This window comes from Streptomyces sp. NPDC058308, from assembly GCF_042880275.1.
Taxonomy (GTDB): Bacteria; Actinomycetota; Actinomycetes; order Streptomycetales; family Streptomycetaceae; genus Streptomyces.
The window spans coordinates 223,605-237,341 of sequence record NZ_JBHVZA010000001.1 but is presented as its reverse complement, the minus strand read 5'-3'; the positions used below and the strand labels follow the sequence as shown (position 1 = coordinate 237,341).

The 13,737-nt window shown below is 72.0% G+C and carries 15 protein-coding genes; 9 read left to right on the top strand and 6 right to left on the bottom strand.

The genetic code is table 11. The features are described from left to right. The first annotated feature begins 59 nt into the window (after positions 1-59). A complete protein-coding gene (locus ACFVYL_RS00780; protein ID WP_389712117.1) occupies positions 60-1,160 on the top strand; it encodes a WD40/YVTN/BNR-like repeat-containing protein in 1,101 nt (366 codons plus the stop codon). 39 nt (positions 1,161-1,199) lie between these two features. Here ACFVYL_RS00780 and ACFVYL_RS00775 read toward each other — a convergent pair whose 3' ends face one another. Together ACFVYL_RS00775 and ACFVYL_RS00770 are read right to left on the bottom strand one after the other, a co-directional pair. After that, positions 1,200-1,499, bottom strand: a complete 300-nt coding sequence (locus ACFVYL_RS00775) for a YciI family protein (RefSeq protein WP_389712116.1) — start codon at positions 1,497-1,499, stop codon at positions 1,200-1,202. Positions 1,500-1,549: 50 nt separating this feature from the next. Continuing rightward, positions 1,550-1,963 carry an ATP-binding protein gene (locus ACFVYL_RS00770; RefSeq protein ID WP_389712115.1) on the bottom strand — a complete coding sequence of 138 codons (414 nt, stop codon included), beginning with the start codon at positions 1,961-1,963 and terminating at the stop codon, positions 1,550-1,552. Positions 1,964-2,233: 270 nt separating this feature from the next. Here ACFVYL_RS00770 and ACFVYL_RS00765 point away from each other — a divergent pair, with 270 nt between their 5' ends. The 6 genes from ACFVYL_RS00765 to ACFVYL_RS00740 all read left to right on the top strand — a co-directional run bounded on the left by ACFVYL_RS00765 (position 2,234) and on the right by ACFVYL_RS00740 (position 7,331). Beyond that, positions 2,234-2,734 carry a MarR family winged helix-turn-helix transcriptional regulator gene (locus tag ACFVYL_RS00765; RefSeq protein ID WP_389712114.1) on the top strand — a complete coding sequence of 167 codons (501 nt, stop codon included), beginning with the start codon at positions 2,234-2,236 and terminating at the stop codon, positions 2,732-2,734. 519 nt (positions 2,735-3,253) lie between these two features. Then, a complete protein-coding gene (locus ACFVYL_RS00760; RefSeq protein ID WP_389712113.1) occupies positions 3,254-4,135 on the top strand; it encodes an STAS domain-containing protein in 882 nt (293 codons plus the stop codon). Beyond that, complete coding sequence (locus ACFVYL_RS00755; protein ID WP_389712112.1) at positions 4,132-4,539, top strand: STAS domain-containing protein; 408 nt, start codon at positions 4,132-4,134, stop codon at positions 4,537-4,539. Before ACFVYL_RS00760 ends, ACFVYL_RS00755 begins: the two co-directional genes overlap by 4 nt. Positions 4,540-4,657: 118 nt before the next feature. Next, on the top strand, positions 4,658-5,041 hold the full coding sequence (locus tag ACFVYL_RS00750; RefSeq protein WP_389712433.1) for an anti-sigma regulatory factor: 384 nt from the start codon (positions 4,658-4,660) through the stop codon (positions 5,039-5,041). Further along, positions 5,038-6,042, top strand: coding sequence for a SpoIIE family protein phosphatase (locus tag ACFVYL_RS00745; RefSeq protein WP_389712111.1), 1,005 nt, complete (start codon positions 5,038-5,040; stop codon positions 6,040-6,042). The genes ACFVYL_RS00750 and ACFVYL_RS00745 overlap by 4 nt, the downstream gene beginning before the upstream one ends. Beyond that, complete coding sequence (locus ACFVYL_RS00740) at positions 6,039-7,331, top strand: PP2C family protein-serine/threonine phosphatase (protein WP_389712110.1); 1,293 nt, start codon at positions 6,039-6,041, stop codon at positions 7,329-7,331. The genes ACFVYL_RS00745 and ACFVYL_RS00740 overlap by 4 nt, the downstream gene beginning before the upstream one ends. Here ACFVYL_RS00740 and ACFVYL_RS00735 read toward each other — a convergent pair. Together ACFVYL_RS00735 and ACFVYL_RS00730 are read right to left on the bottom strand one after the other, a co-directional pair. Beyond that, on the bottom strand, positions 7,303-8,736 hold the full coding sequence (locus tag ACFVYL_RS00735; protein WP_389712109.1) for a flotillin family protein: 1,434 nt from the start codon (positions 8,734-8,736) through the stop codon (positions 7,303-7,305). The two genes, ACFVYL_RS00740 and ACFVYL_RS00735, sit on opposite strands and share 29 nt — an antisense overlap. A 102-nt stretch (positions 8,737-8,838) precedes the next feature. Then, positions 8,839-9,354, bottom strand: a complete 516-nt coding sequence (locus ACFVYL_RS00730) for a hypothetical protein (RefSeq protein WP_389712108.1) — start codon at positions 9,352-9,354, stop codon at positions 8,839-8,841. A gap of 179 nt (positions 9,355-9,533) precedes the next feature. On the opposite strand from ACFVYL_RS00730, the gene ACFVYL_RS00725 reads away from it, so the two are divergent. Together ACFVYL_RS00725 and ACFVYL_RS00720 are read left to right on the top strand one after the other, a co-directional pair. Further along, a complete protein-coding gene (locus ACFVYL_RS00725; protein WP_389712107.1) occupies positions 9,534-10,265 on the top strand; it encodes an endonuclease V in 732 nt (243 codons plus the stop codon). A gap of 27 nt (positions 10,266-10,292) precedes the next feature. After that, positions 10,293-11,738, top strand: coding sequence for a glyceraldehyde-3-phosphate dehydrogenase (locus tag ACFVYL_RS00720; protein WP_389712106.1), 1,446 nt, complete (start codon positions 10,293-10,295; stop codon positions 11,736-11,738). 66 nt (positions 11,739-11,804) lie between these two features. Here the strand turns inward: ACFVYL_RS00720 and ACFVYL_RS00715 are convergent, their stop codons facing one another. Together ACFVYL_RS00715 and ACFVYL_RS00710 are read right to left on the bottom strand one after the other, a co-directional pair. Beyond that, positions 11,805-13,025 carry a saccharopine dehydrogenase family protein gene (locus ACFVYL_RS00715; protein ID WP_389712105.1) on the bottom strand — a complete coding sequence of 407 codons (1,221 nt, stop codon included), beginning with the start codon at positions 13,023-13,025 and terminating at the stop codon, positions 11,805-11,807. A 138-nt stretch (positions 13,026-13,163) separates the two neighbouring features. After that, positions 13,164-13,613, bottom strand: coding sequence for a DUF523 domain-containing protein (locus ACFVYL_RS00710; protein ID WP_389712104.1), 450 nt, complete (start codon positions 13,611-13,613; stop codon positions 13,164-13,166). Between the last annotated feature and the right edge of the window lie 124 nt (positions 13,614-13,737).

Below are 13,737 nucleotides of genomic sequence, written 5' to 3'. Positions count from 1 at the left end.
CCTTCAGGCCATCTGGACGAGCTTCCGCGCGTCGGCTAGCTTCGCCCGCCATGAGGGGCATGGGGAAGACGAAGTCGACGAGGCGGACGATACTCACGGGACTCTGCGGGGCGGCGCTCGCCGGGACCGTCCTCGCGGCGCCGGGCACCGCGCGGGCGGATGGCCCGGCGCACCACCCGGACCGGAGTCCGCGCTGGCAGCTGGGGGACAGCGGCACCGACGCCCGCTTCCGCGGCCTCGCCGCCGTCAGCCGGGACACCGCCTGGGCGGCCGGTACCAAGGGAACCGTGCTGCGGACCTCCGACGGCGGCAAGACCTGGCGCGAAGTCTCCCCGCCGGGAGCCGCCGATCTCGAATTCCGGGACATCGAGGCCTTCGACGGCCGGCGCGCGGTGGTGCTCGCCATCGGCGAGGGCGAGGCCTCCCGGGTGCTGCGCACCGACGACGGCGGCAAGACCTGGACGGAGTCCTTCCGTAACACCGACGCCAAGGCCTTCTACGACTGCATGACCTTCTTCGACCGCCGCCACGGCCTGGCCGTGAGCGATCCGGTCGACGGCAAGTACCGCATTCTCTCGACCGCTGACGGCGGCCGTTCCTGGCGGGTTCTGCCGAACGACGGCATGCCCGCCGCGCAGGAGGGCGAGGCCGGCTTCGCGGCGAGCGGCCAGTGTCTGGTGAGCTCGGGGCCGCGCGACGTGTGGCTGGCCACCGGCGGGGCGGCGCGGGCGCGGGTCCTGCACTCCACCGACCGCGGACTGACCTGGACGGCCACCGACGCGCCGATCCCGGCGGGCGATCCGGCCCGCGGCGTCTTCGGGCTCGCCTTCCGCGACCGTACGCACGGCATCGCGGTCGGCGGCGACTACCGCGCGGGGCAGGCCTCGCCGAAGGCGGCGGCGGTCACCCGGGACGGCGGCCGCCGCTGGGACCCGGCCGGGCGCCCGCCGCCCGCCTACCGCTCGGGCGTGACGTGGTTCCCGCACAGCCGCTCCACGGCCCTCGCCGTCGGCCCCACGGGCACGGACGTCACCACGGACGGCGGCCGCAGCTGGCGGACGGTCGACCCGGGGTCGTACGACACCGTCGACTGCGCCCGGGACCGGGGCTGCTGGGCCGCGGGGGAGAAGGGGCGCATCGCCCGCCTGGAGCGGGGCTAGCCGGGGCCTCTTCCCGGGGCGCGGGGCGTGGGGCGCGGGTCAGGCGGGGAGCTGCTCGCGGTACGGGGCCAGCTCCGGTGCCGTCTTCGTCGCGTAGAACTCGGTGACGCGGTACTCGCAGACCCCGGCCACCGTGAACGGGTCCGTCGCCAGGAGCTTCTCGATCCGGGCGCGGTCGTCCGCGACGGCGATGATCACGCCGCCGTCGCGCGGGTTCTTGCGGCCGGAGGCGATGAAGACGCCGGCTTCGTACTGCTCGTCGAGCCAGACGACGTGGGCGGCCAGCTGCTCGTCGACGGCGGCGAGCGGCGCGGTGTAGGTCAATTCGAGAATGAACATGATCGCGAGGCTACCGGGCTCCCCGCGCGCCCGGCCGGGGCCGTTGGGCGCTACCTCGCCAGTTCCGCCCGGATCGTCTTGCCGCCCGGGCCGAGCGTGACGCCGACGGCTCTGGCCAGCTGCTGGACCATGGGCCAGCCGAAGCCGCCGGTGCCGCCCTCCAGGTCGGGGGTGCGCTGCTGCGGCGGACGCGGGTCCGCGTCGGTGACGGCGATCGTGATGACGTCTTCGTGGGCGTGCAGGCGCAGCGCGCACAGGGCGCCGCGGGCGTGCCGCACCACGTTGGTGACCAGCTCGGAGACGACGAGTTCGATGCTCGCGGCGTTCTGGTCGTCCACGGCCGGGCTGAGCCCCTCGACGAAGCCTCGGGTGAGCTCCCGCGCGTCGGAGACCGCCTCTGGCTTCTTGTCGAAGGTGGCCGTGGCCGGCGGTCCGGTGCCGAGCGCTATGTGCTGTGTCCGCATGAGCCTCTTCCTTCAGCGGTTGGCCAGACCGAACGGTGGCCGTACGAGAGGAACTCTTGCCCGAAAAGTGGCGGGTTCAACGCCTGTTGCGCAGGAGAAGTGTGCAGGAAAAGTGCCGAAGTGCCGCCCAGTGGACAGGCCGAGCGTCGAACCCGCACGTCGAACGGGTGGCGGAAGCTCAGGCGCGCCCGCGCTTCGCGCGGACGACGGGGGTTCACGGACGGCTCTCAGCGACTGACAGGGCCATTGCGAAGTGTCACAGTTGAGGGCATGGATTCCGAAACTTCCGTCGGGGGTGGCCAGGACGCGGCCGCGCACGCTGCCCGGGAAGTCATCGAGCTGCTCGAGGTCCTGTGGAGCAGAGGCAGGGACATCGCGCCGACAGCACCGGTCTCGTCGTCACAGCTGCGCGTGCTGTACGCCCTTGACGGTGCTCAGGGGATCAATCTCCGCACCCTGGGCGAGTATCTGGGGTCGGCGCCGTCGTCGGTGAGTCGTATGTGTGACCGCCTGCACGCCCTGGGCTTCATCGAGCGGTCTCTCAGTTCCGTCAGCCGTCGCGAGCTCGAACTGCGCTTGTCGAGCCGGGGAGAGAATTACCTCACCGAACTGCGGGCCCGCCGGGAAAGCGCCCTGCTCGAAGCCATCTCGGCCATGCGGCCCGCGGAACGCTCGGCCCTGGTGAAGGGGTTGAGCGGCTTCCACGATGCGGTGGAGTGCACCGCGCCCCGGCCTGGCCCGGTGGGCGACCGTGCGGCGGAGCCCGCCTGACGCGCCGAGCGGCACGACGTCGCGGACCGTGCGGTGCCCGTTCGCCTCAGAGCCTGTGTCATATCCCCGGCCGGGCGGGCGTCGTCTGGCACGCACTCCCCCACGCCTGAACGGCGCGGGGGGACCCCCATCCGCGTTGCCGAAAAGCCCTAGTAGCTCCTCCCCCAGGCCTTAAGGGCCCGGGGGGCCCCATCGAGGACTTCCCGGCGCCTTGCGATCGCACGCACCAGACGACGCCCGCTGATCCGACCGGGGATATGACACAGGCTCTGATTGCGCGGGTTTACTCCGGGCGTATCCAGGTACATGCAGACGTTCGTGAAGGATCGAGAGCTGTGGGGTCCGGGTGAATGCTGTGGGGTTCGGGTGAATGAGGCGCTGTGCCCCGGTGAGTGGCCGGTTCGGGACGGCAACGGTGCGGCTGAATCGCGTAGTTGACGCGTCGTGGCCTCTGCCTCCGGGAGGTCGTCGCCCTCGGTTAACATTTGCCGTGCGACAACAATTGCTAAGGTGGGTGGAATGAACACCAGTGAACCCGAGGCCCGGTTGCGTGTCATCGCCGCCCTGCGTGAGCAGGGTGAGAAGGTCGCCGATCGCTGGGTGCAGCTCCAGTCGGCACAGGCGGTCCTGGAGACAGGCATCACCGAGGCCGAACTGAACGAGGAAGCCGACTCCCTGGTCGAGACGCTGCTCGCCGGCCTGGAGACGGACTGCCCGGTGCATCAGGTCGTCGCCTCGCACCAAGGGCTGCGGCAGGCCGTCGCCGACCTCTCCATGCGCCGCGCCAGAGGCGGTGCCTCGGCCTCCGCCACCTACATGGCCGTGCTCGCCCTCAAGGAAGCGCTGCTGGAAGCGGTGCAGCAGGAGACGCGTGACGTCACCGCGTTCTACCAGGCGGCCCTGTTCATCAACCGGCTTCTCGACACCGCGGGCGCCAAGTCCTTCGAGATCTTCGTCGAGGGCCGCGAGGAGATCATCCGGCGCCAGAGCCGTCAGCTCCTCGAAGTGTCCACTCCCGTGGTACGCATCTGGGACCGGGTCCTGGCCGTCCCGCTGATCGGCACGCTCGACACGACCCGCACCCAGGTCGTGATGGAGAACCTGCTCGAGGCCATCGAGCGGGACGAGGCACAGATCGCCATCATCGACATCACCGGCGTGCCCACCGTGGACACCGCGGTGGCGCACCACCTGATGCAGACGGTCAACGCGGTACGGCTGATGGGCGCCGACTGTGTGATCAGCGGCATCCGCCCGCCGATCGCCCAGACCATCGCCCAGCTCGGCATCGACCTCTCGCGCATCCTGACGCGCGCGACGCTGGCCGACGCCCTCGCCGCCGCCATTCCCCTGCTCACGGACCAGCCGGAGCAGCGGTCCTCGCTCGCGGATGCGCGGTGAGCGGCGGTTTGAGCGGCGTACCGATTCTGCGGCTCGGGGACGTGCTCGTCACCGGCCTGCTGAACGAACTCGACGACCGGGCGGCGCTCGCCTTCACCGAGGAGCTCACGGAGCGCATCGTCGCCGACCGTGCGCGCGCGATCCTGATCGACATCTCGCGCCTGGAGATCATCGACTCCTTCGTGGCACGCACCCTGATGGAACTGACGACCACGGCGCGACTGTTGGGGGCGCGGGTGATAGTGGCAGGCATGCGACCGGCGGTCGCGATCACTCTGGTGGAACTGGGGCTGCAGCTGTCCGGCGTGGAGACCACGCTCAACGCGGAGCAGGGGATGATCGCACTGGGCTGGCAGCCTGCCTCGCGATCACCCAAGGGGAGCCCAGTTGTCCCTCTACGGTGACCTTGAGAACAAGCCTGCCGTCCCCGCTCCCGCCCGCGGTGAGCGGCCGTCGGCGAGCTGGTCGGCGGGCCTTTCGGCGACCTCCGCGGAGCGCGAGGACGCCCGTGACGAGCACGCCATCCGGGCCGAGGAGGACCTGCTCGCGGTACGGCACGCGGTGCGCGAAGCGACCTTGAGGGCGGGTTTCGGGCTGGTGGACCAGACCCGCATCGTCACGGCCGCCAGCGAACTGGCCCGCAACGCCTACGTACACGGCGGCGGGGGCTCCCTCAGCCTGGAGATCATCGGGCAGGGCGAGAACCGAGGGCTGCGGCTCACGGTGAGCGACCAGGGACCGGGCATCGCCGATCTCGACCAGGCGTTCATTGACGGCTACACCACCGGCGCCGGTCTGGGCCACGGCCTGGGCGGCGCCCGCCGCCTCATGGACGAGTTCACGGTGCGGACCACCCCCGGCCGCGGCACGACCATCACCGCCGTGCGCTGGAACGGACGACGGTGAACGCCTGGGCGGCGGCGCGCACCCTGCACATCGCCATAGACCACCCGAGCGCTGTGCAGAGCGCGGCCCACCAGGCCCGCTCGGTCGCGCGCGGCATGCCCGGGGTGCTGCCCGACCAGGCGGCCGTCCTCGCGAGCGAGTTGGCCAGCAACATCCTCAAGCACGCCAGGAACGGCGCCCTGTTCGTCCAGAAGTCGCCCCTCGGCGGCAGTCTGGACGTGATGGCCGTCGACAGCGGCCCCGGCATGCCCGACATCGATCTGAGCCTCAGGGACGGGTACAGCACCACCAGGACGATGGGCGCGGGCCTGGGCGCCGCGCGCCGCATCGCCACCGACTTCGTCATCCGCTCGGACGCGGGGCTCGGCACGCTCGCCCACGCCCGCCTCGCCGAACCGGACGCGCCGCGCACCCCGGCCGCCCTCGGGGCGCTCTGCCTGCCCGCCGACCGGGAGGACACGAGCGGCGACGGGTACGCCGTCGCCGAACACGACGGCGTCCGTACCGCCCTCGTGATCGACGGCCTCGGCCACGGCCCCGAGGCGGCGACGGCCGCCCAGCGCGCCGAACGCACCTTCCTGGCCAATCCCTTCACCCCGCTGGCGGACCTCCTCACCGCACTGCACAAGGCGCTGCGCCACACGCGCGGCGCCGCCGTGGCCGCCCTGCGCGTCACCGGCGGCCGCGCCGAGTTCTGCGGGATCGGCAACGTCCGCGCCGCCGCCGTCGCCCCGCACGGCATCCACCACCAGCTCAACGGGCAGGCCGGCATCGTCGGTTACACCCTGCCCACGCCCAAGAGCCAGTTCGTGGACCTGACCGAGCACACCACCCTGGTCCTGTACACCGACGGGATCGACCACCGGTGGACCTACAGCCCGTCCGACGCGCGCCTCACGCTGCCCCCGATGCTCCTGTCGGCCTCCCTGGCCCACACGCACCGCCGCCGTCGTGACGACGCCACCGTCCTGGCCCTCGGCCCGCACCTGGGAATGAGATGACCCGCGAAACCCTCCGTACGCTCAAGGCGCTGCGGCACACCGTACGAAGCATCGCCCTGGGACACCGGCTGCCCGCCGACGAACGGGCGCGCCTCGTCCTGTCGCTGAGCGAGGTCGCGGCCGCGGCCCTCGGCGGCGGCCGTCCCGTCACCCTGCTCAGCGGCCGGGAGACGCGCGAGGACGGTGCCCCCCTGCTGACCCTCGCCCTGCGCCTGCCGCACCAGTGCACCGGCGCGCAGGTGGCGACGGACCGCCTGCCGCTGCGCGCGCGGACCCAGCCCGACGGCACGTTCGTGTGGAACCTGCCCCTGCCGCCCGGCGGCCAGCCGGCGACCCGGCTACCGCTCACCCCCGCCCCGACGGCACAGCACGGCGAAACCGACGTCGCCCTGCTTGAGGAGGAGCTCCGGGCGGCGCTGGCCCGCGCCGACGCCCTGGCGGGCGAACACCAGCGGCTGAAGCACGAACTCGCCGAGACGAACAGCGGCGTCCTGGCCCTCTACGTGCAGCTCGAAGAGCGCGACGAACAGCTGCGCACCGCGCACGGCCGCACCCTGCGCGCCCTGGAGGACGCGCTGCGCCCCAGGCCGCTGCACGTCGACGGCCTCGAACTGGCCGTGCACTACGCCCCGGCCAGCGACGACGCGCCCACCGGCGGAGACCTGTACGACTGGTTCACGCTGCCGGACGGGACGGTCCACATCACCGTCGTCGACGCGATCGGGCACGGGATCACCAGCACCCGTACCGCGCTGACCGTCACCCACGCGGTGCGCACGCTCGCGCTCGAAGGCCACCCGCTGGAGAGCATCGTGGCGCGGACCGACACCGTCCTGGCGCCCTTCGACCAGAACGTCATGGCCACCCTGCTGCTGGCCCGCCTCGACCCGGCGGACGGCACGCTCGCCCTGGCCAACGGCAGCCACCCGCCGGCCCTGCTCGCCCACGGGGACGGCGGCGCGACCTACCTGGAGGTGCGCGGGCGCGGCATCGGCTTCCCGCTGCCCGGCAGCGACCGGGTCCTGACCACGACCCTGGAGGACGACGACGTGCTGCTCCTCTACACCGACGGCCTCACCGAGAGCCGCCGGGACCCCATCGCGGGCGAGGCCCGGCTCAAGGAAGCCCTGTGCCGCCACCGCGCGCGACCGACGGAGCAGGTCCCCGGCCTGCTGGCCGAGGACCTGCTCCGGGACGTGCTTCACCTGGACGACACCCTGGCGATCGCGGTGCGGCGTACGGGGGTTCAAAGACAGGCTCTCAGTCGGTCACCTCGATCCGGCCGTTGACGGCGGCCGGAGCCGGAGTCGGAGCCGGGGCGGGCTGCTTGCCGCCGGTGAGGTTCTTCAGGAGCTCCGCGAGGTCGACTCCCGTGGTGGAGTTGAGGAGTTCGACTCCCTGGGCGACGTTGTCGGCGACCGTACGGGAGAGCTGGCTCGCCCCGTCCGTCGAGATCACCGTCATCTTGTCCACCGCGCTGAGCGGCTCGGACGCCTTGGCGACCACGCTCGGCAGGACCTCGACGAGCATCTGCAGGACGGCGGCGTCCCCGTACCGCGTGAACGCGTCCGCCTTCTTGCGCATCGCCTCCGCCTCCGCGGTGCCCTTCGCGCCGATCGCGGCGGCCTCCGCCTCGCCCTCCAGGCGTACGGCGTCGGCGAGCGCGGCCCGGTGCGCCTTCTCGCCCTCACCGGTGAGGCGGGAGCGCTCCGCGTCGGCCTCCGCCTGCTTGACCAGGCCGATCCTGCGGGCCTCCGCCTCCTGCTCGGCCTGGTAGCGGGCGGCGTCGGCCGGCTTGCGGACCTTGGTGTCCAACTCCCGGTCGGTCAGCGCGGCCTGGCGCTGGGCGACCTTCTCCTGCTCGGACAGGACGTCCTGCTGCCTGGCCGCCTCGGCGAGGGGTCCCGCGGCGCCGGCGCGCGCCGCGGCCTCGTCCGTCTCGGCCTTGATCTCGGCCTGCTTGAGCGCGAACGTCCGCTGGGCGATCGCGATCTCCTCCTCGGCCTTCAGCCGTGCCTGCTCGGCGGCGCGGCGCGCCACCGCCTCGGCGATGTCCGCCTCCTGCTTGGCGCGGGCGGCCTCGGGGCGCCCGAGGTCCTCCAGGTAGGAGCCCTCGGTGGTGATGTCCTGGATCTGGAAGGCGTCAAGGACCAGGCCCTGCCCGGAGAGGCTGGCCTCGGCCTCCTCGGCGACCTGACCGGCGAACGCGGCACGGTCGCGGATGATGTCCTCGACCGACATCCGCCCCACGATGGAGCGCAGCGCGCCGGAGAGCACCTCCTGGGTGAAGCCGACGATGCCGTCCTGCTGCACCAGGAACCGCTGGGCCGCGGCCCGTATCGAGTCCTCGGTGCCGCCGACCTTCACGATGGCGACGCCTTCGAGGTTCGCCTTCACACCGCGCAGCGTGACAGCGCCGCGCACGGCGATCGGGATGTGCCGCGAGGACAGGTCGAGGGTGAACTTCTGCTGCACGAACGGCACGACGAAGACGCCGCCGCCGACCACGACCTTCTGGCCGCTGTTGTCGGTCATGACCCGGCCGGTGTCGGGGTCGGTGGACTTCTTGCCGCGCCGCCCGGTCACGATGAAGGCCTCGCTGGGCCCGGCGACCTTGTAGCGCGTGATGACGACGAGCGCCAACAGGACGAGGAGTACGACGACTCCGACGACGGCGGTCAGGACTGGACTCATGGTGCATTCCCCCCTGCCACCCGGGGACGGCAGATCGGTTACGTGAGGTGGTGCGGTCGATGCGTGAAAGCGGCGACCGGTGTGAGAGGGCCCGGCGCGCGGTCAGCGCTCCACGGGCCGTACCGCCACCGAGGTCGGCGACAGCGTCGCGTCGACCCAGATCTCGGTGCCCCGCGCCACGGCGGCCGTGCTGCGGGCCGCGAACTTCACCGGCTGGCCCGCGAGGCGCAGCAGCACCTCGCCGTAGCCGTCGGCCGGGATCGCGGTGACCACGGAGCCGGCCGTGCCCACGAGGTCGTCGCCGCGCGGGGTGCGGGCGGTCTGGTCACGCATCAGGGCCCGGGTGAACTTCCATGTCACCCAGCCCGCTCCGGTTCCGGCGCAGACGCCCACGACGGTGGCGGGGCCCGTGCCGAAGCCGGTCGTACCGAGGACGAGCGCTCCGCCGAAGCCGAGCATCGAGACGAACCCGGCGACGACGGGCAGTGAAAGCAGCCCGTCGAAGAGCCCGTCCAGCGCGCCCGCTCCTGCGAAGAGGCCTTCGAGCATGCCGTCCAGGGCGAGCGAGAGCGCCAGCAGCACGATCCCAGCAATGCCGAGACCCAGAAACACCGTCATCGGATCACTTTCCCGTCCGTGCCGTTCACCTCGGTACGGAGCGATGGTGACATGACGGGTGAGGTCTGATCACTGCCGGATTCCGGCAATCTTTACGCTTCTTTGATGCCGGTCGGACGCGGGCGCCGCGGCGGCCTCGGGGGAGCGGCGGCAACGGGCCGATTAGGCTGCCCCGCACTATGACCAGCTACGCCATGCCTGCCGACTGGCCCACCGACGAGCGGACGGCGCGCGCCGTCCAGGACGAGCTGCGCGCTCGCCTCGTCCTCGACGAGATGGGCCCGCCGCCCGGCACGGGGCATGTGACGGGAGTGGACGTCGCCTACGACGACGAGCGGGACCTCGTCGCCGCGGCCGTCGTCGTCCTCGACGCCGCGACGCTCGACGTGGTCGAGGAGTCGACAGCGGTGGGCACGGTGGCGTTTCCGTACGTGCCGGGCCTGCTGGCCTTCCGTGAGATCCCGGCGGTCCTGGCCGCGCTCGCCGGTCTGCGGGCCGACCCCGGCCTGGTCGTCTGCGACGGCTACGGCATCGCCCACCCGCGCCGCTTCGGGCTCGCGAGTCACCTCGGCGTGCTGACGGGCCTTGCGACGATCGGCGTCGCGAAGAATCCGTTCACCTTCACGTACGAGGACCCGGCCGCCGCGAGGGGGAGCGCGGCGCCGCTGCTGGACGGCGCGGCGGAGGTGGGCCGTGCCCTGCGTACGCGCGAGGGCGTGAAGCCGGTCTTCGTCTCGGCGGGCCACCGGGTGAGCCTGGCCAACGCCTGCGAGCACACCCTGCGCCTCACGCCCCGCTTCCGGCTCCCGGAATCCACCCGCCGCGCGGACGCCCTGTGCCGCTCGGCGCTGCGCGAGGCGTGCGTACGGCACCGGGTTGAAGGATCAAATGAGGGGCGAGTTAGCATATGAGCGCCGCCTAGCTCGAAAGATACTCCTGTGACTGTCAATGACGACTCGTTCACCAATTGGAAGCACCGTGAGGAGATCGCGGAGTCGATGATCCCGATCATCGGGAAGCTGCACCGCGAGCGGGACGTCACGGTCCTGCTGCACAGCCGCTCCCTGGTGAACAAGTCGGTGGTCAGCATTCTGAAGACCCACCGATTCGCCCGGCAGATCGCCGGCGAGGAGCTCTCGGTCACCGAGACGCTGCCGTTCCTGCAGGCTCTCACCACCCTCGATCTGGGCCCCTCGCAGATCGACCTCGGCATGCTCGCCGCGACGTACCGGGCCGACGACCGCGGTCTGTCGGTGGCGGAGTTCACCGCCGAGGCCGTCTCCGGCGCCACCGGCGAGAACAAGATCGAGTGCCGCGAGGGCCGCGACGTCGTCCTCTACGGCTTCGGCCGCATCGGCCGCCTCGTCGCCCGCCTGCTGATCGAGAAGTCCGGTTCCGGCAACGGCCTGCGGCTGCGCGCCGTCGTCGTCCGCAAGGGCGGCGAGCAGGACATCGTCAAGCGCGCCTCGCTGCTGCGCCGCGACTCCATCCACGGCCAGTTCCAGGGCACGATCACCGTCGACGAGGCGACCAGCACGATCGTCGCCAACGGCAACGAGATCAAGGTGATCTACGCCAACGACCCGTCCGAGGTCGACTACACGGCGTACGGCATCAAGGACGCCATCCTCATCGACAACACCGGCAAGTGGCGCGACCGCGAGGGCCTCTCGCAGCACCTGCGTCCCGGTGTCGACAAGGTCGTCCTCACCGCGCCGGGCAAGGGCGACGTCCCGAACATCGTGCACGGCGTCAACCACGACACGATCAAGCCGGACGAGCAGATCCTGTCCTGCGCCTCCTGCACCACCAACGCGATCGTGCCGCCGCTGAAGGCGATGGCGGACGAGTACGGCGTCGTGCGCGGCCACGTGGAGACCGTCCACTCGTTCACCAACGACCAGAACCTCCTGGACAACTTCCACAAGGCCGACCGCCGCGGCCGCTCGGCGCCGCTGAACATGGTCATCACCGAGACCGGCGCCGCCTCCGCCGTCGCCAAGGCGCTGCCCGACCTCAAGGCGCCGATCACCGGCAGCTCGATCCGCGTCCCGGTCCCGGACGTCTCGATCGCGATCCTCAGCCTGCGGCTCGGCCGCGAGACCACCCGCGAGGAAGTCCTCGACCACCTCCGCAACGTGTCGCTGACCTCGCCGCTCAAGCGCCAGATCGATTTCACCAGCGCGCCCGACGCGGTCTCGAACGACTTCATCGGCTCGCGCCACGCCTCGATCATCGACGCCGGCGCCACCAAGGTCGACGGCGACAACGCGATCCTCTACCTCTGGTACGACAACGAGTTCGGCTACTCGTGCCAGGTCATCCGGGTCGTCCAGCACGTATCCGGAGTCGAGTACCCGACCTACCCGGTGCCGGTGCTCTGATCCACGGTCGGCGAGGGCCCCGCACGTCGTGGCGAATTCAAGGGGCCCTCGCCGCAATGCCGCGCACTACCGCACGGACGCCACCCGGAACGTCAGCCCCGCGGCCTGCAGCCGCTGGGTCAGCGCGTCGCCCATCGCCGCCGCCGTGGTGACCTGCCCGGCCGTCGGCGGCAGGTCGTCGAGCGCCAGGCACAGGGCCGACTCGCCCAGCATCCGCGCCGTCTCGTCGTAGCCGGGGTCGCCGCCCGAGACCTCGGTGAACACCCGCTTCCCGCCGCCCTCGCCGACGAACCGCACCGAGAACCACGACGCGGCCCGCCGCTCCGGGCTCGGCCCGTCGCCGGGCTTGAGCCGCCCGGACAGCCACCGCCGCACGGGCGGCAGCTGCGCGGCCGCCAACAGAGAGCCGAGGGCCGCCGGGGCGCCCAGCGCGACCGGCAGCGACTTCACGGCCGCGTAGTGCCGGTAGCGGAAGTCCGGCCCGTACCGCTCAAGGGCGCGCGCCGAGCGCTGCACCACCTGCGGGTCGATCGTCGGCAGCGGCAGCGCCCACGCGCCGACCTCGCCCGCGTACCGGGGCGCACCCGGCGGGGCGTACGCCCTGCGTCCCACGAGGCGGGGCTCGTGCTGCCTGCGGTCCCGCGCGGCGGCCAGCATCTGCGGCCCCCGCCCGAACTGGTTGAGCGCGGAGGCGAAGGTGCCGCCGGAGAACCGCGCGCCGACCCGGACGAACCCGTCGACGCGCAGCGGCACTCCTTCGGGCAGCTGCCGCACGGTGAAGTACGCGCCCAGGTCGTGCGGGACCGAGTCGAAGCCGCAGGAGTGCACGAGCCGCGCGCCCGTCTCCCGCGCGCGGGCGTCGTGCCGCACGTACATGAGGTCGACGAACTCGGGCTCACCCGTCAGGTCCACGTAGTCCGTGCCCGCTTCGGCGCACGCGGCGACCAGTTCCTGGCCGTACGTCAGGTACGGACCGACGGTCGAGGCGACCACGCGCGCCTGGTCGGCCATCTCCCGCAGCGAATCGGGATCCGCCACATCGGCGTGGACCAGCGGCAGTTCGGCGCACGCCGGGTCGATGGCGGTGAGCCGCTCCCGCAGCGCCGTCAGCTTCGTCGTGTCGCGCCCCGCGACGGCCCAGCGCACCCCTTCGGGGGCGTGGGCGGCGAGATGCTCCGCGGTCAGCGTGCCCACGAAACCCGTCGCTCCGAAGAGCACGATGTCGTACGCGCGATCGCTGTTCCTGCTCTGCTGGCTCTTGCTGTCATCACCGGTCATGGCAGTCATGGCACCTCTCCGCCGTGCGCCCCGTGCAGTTGTGGGTGGCCGAGGCTAGCGTGCGGCGAGCGCGCCGCGATCACGCGGTACCCGTGGCTGTCCGAAAGCGCCCTGCGGAAACGGGCGGAGCGCGACGGGGCGGCGGAGTCACACGCCCGGCGCCGTGCGGACCGTGATGCCGTGCCGCTCCAGAAGCGCCGCGGTGACCCCGTCGCCCGCCACCAGCTCACCGCCGAACGACCCGTCGTACACCGCCCCGCGCCCGCACGAGGGGCTGCGCGGCATCAGCAGCGCCTCCGTGCACCCGCCGTGCCGCGCGGCCGTCAGCGCGCGCCGCGCACCGGCCACGAACTGGGCCGTCACATCACGCCCGGTGTCCTCGACCACCCGGGCGGTGCCGTCCAGGACGTCGTGGCCGTCGCCTCCGACGAGCTCGGCGGGGCGGCGCGGCGTCGGCAGGCCCCCGGCCGCCTCGGGGCAGAACGACACGACCGTGCGACCCGCCACGGCCTCTTCGAGCTCGGGCGACGCCTTGTCACGGCCGTCGTAGCGGCACGGAACTCCTCGTAGACACGCGCTGACCAGTACGGAATCCATGGATTCAGGGTAGGTGCCGGACCCCCGTGGTCCCAGTGACGGACCGGATTTGGCTAAGCGCTTGCTCGTCAGGGGCTTGTGCACGGTGGAACACGTTCTTAGCATCACTGGTGTTACATCAGTT

Bases quoted from the DNA above. Each gene is read 5' to 3' on its own strand.
- ACFVYL_RS00740 (WP_389712110.1), top strand. From the start codon at position 6,039: ATGACCCGCGAAACCCTCCGTACGCTCAAGGCGCTGCGGCACACCGTA.
- ACFVYL_RS00710 (WP_389712104.1), bottom strand. From the start codon at position 13,613: ATGGATTCCGTACTGGTCAGCGCGTGTCTACGAGGAGTTCCGTGCCGC.
- ACFVYL_RS00730 (WP_389712108.1), bottom strand. From the start codon at position 9,354: ATGACGGTGTTTCTGGGTCTCGGCATTGCTGGGATCGTGCTGCTGGCG.
- ACFVYL_RS00760 (WP_389712113.1), top strand. From the start codon at position 3,254: ATGAACACCAGTGAACCCGAGGCCCGGTTGCGTGTCATCGCCGCCCTG.
- ACFVYL_RS00775 (WP_389712116.1), bottom strand. From the start codon at position 1,499: ATGTTCATTCTCGAATTGACCTACACCGCGCCGCTCGCCGCCGTCGAC.
- ACFVYL_RS00780 (WP_389712117.1), top strand. From the start codon at position 60: ATGGGGAAGACGAAGTCGACGAGGCGGACGATACTCACGGGACTCTGC.
- ACFVYL_RS00765 (WP_389712114.1), top strand. From the start codon at position 2,234: ATGGATTCCGAAACTTCCGTCGGGGGTGGCCAGGACGCGGCCGCGCAC.
- ACFVYL_RS00770 (WP_389712115.1), bottom strand. From the start codon at position 1,963: ATGCGGACACAGCACATAGCGCTCGGCACCGGACCGCCGGCCACGGCC.
- ACFVYL_RS00735 (WP_389712109.1), bottom strand. From the start codon at position 8,736: ATGAGTCCAGTCCTGACCGCCGTCGTCGGAGTCGTCGTACTCCTCGTC.
- ACFVYL_RS00715 (WP_389712105.1), bottom strand. From the start codon at position 13,025: ATGACTGCCATGACCGGTGATGACAGCAAGAGCCAGCAGAGCAGGAAC.
- ACFVYL_RS00725 (WP_389712107.1), top strand. From the start codon at position 9,534: ATGACCAGCTACGCCATGCCTGCCGACTGGCCCACCGACGAGCGGACG.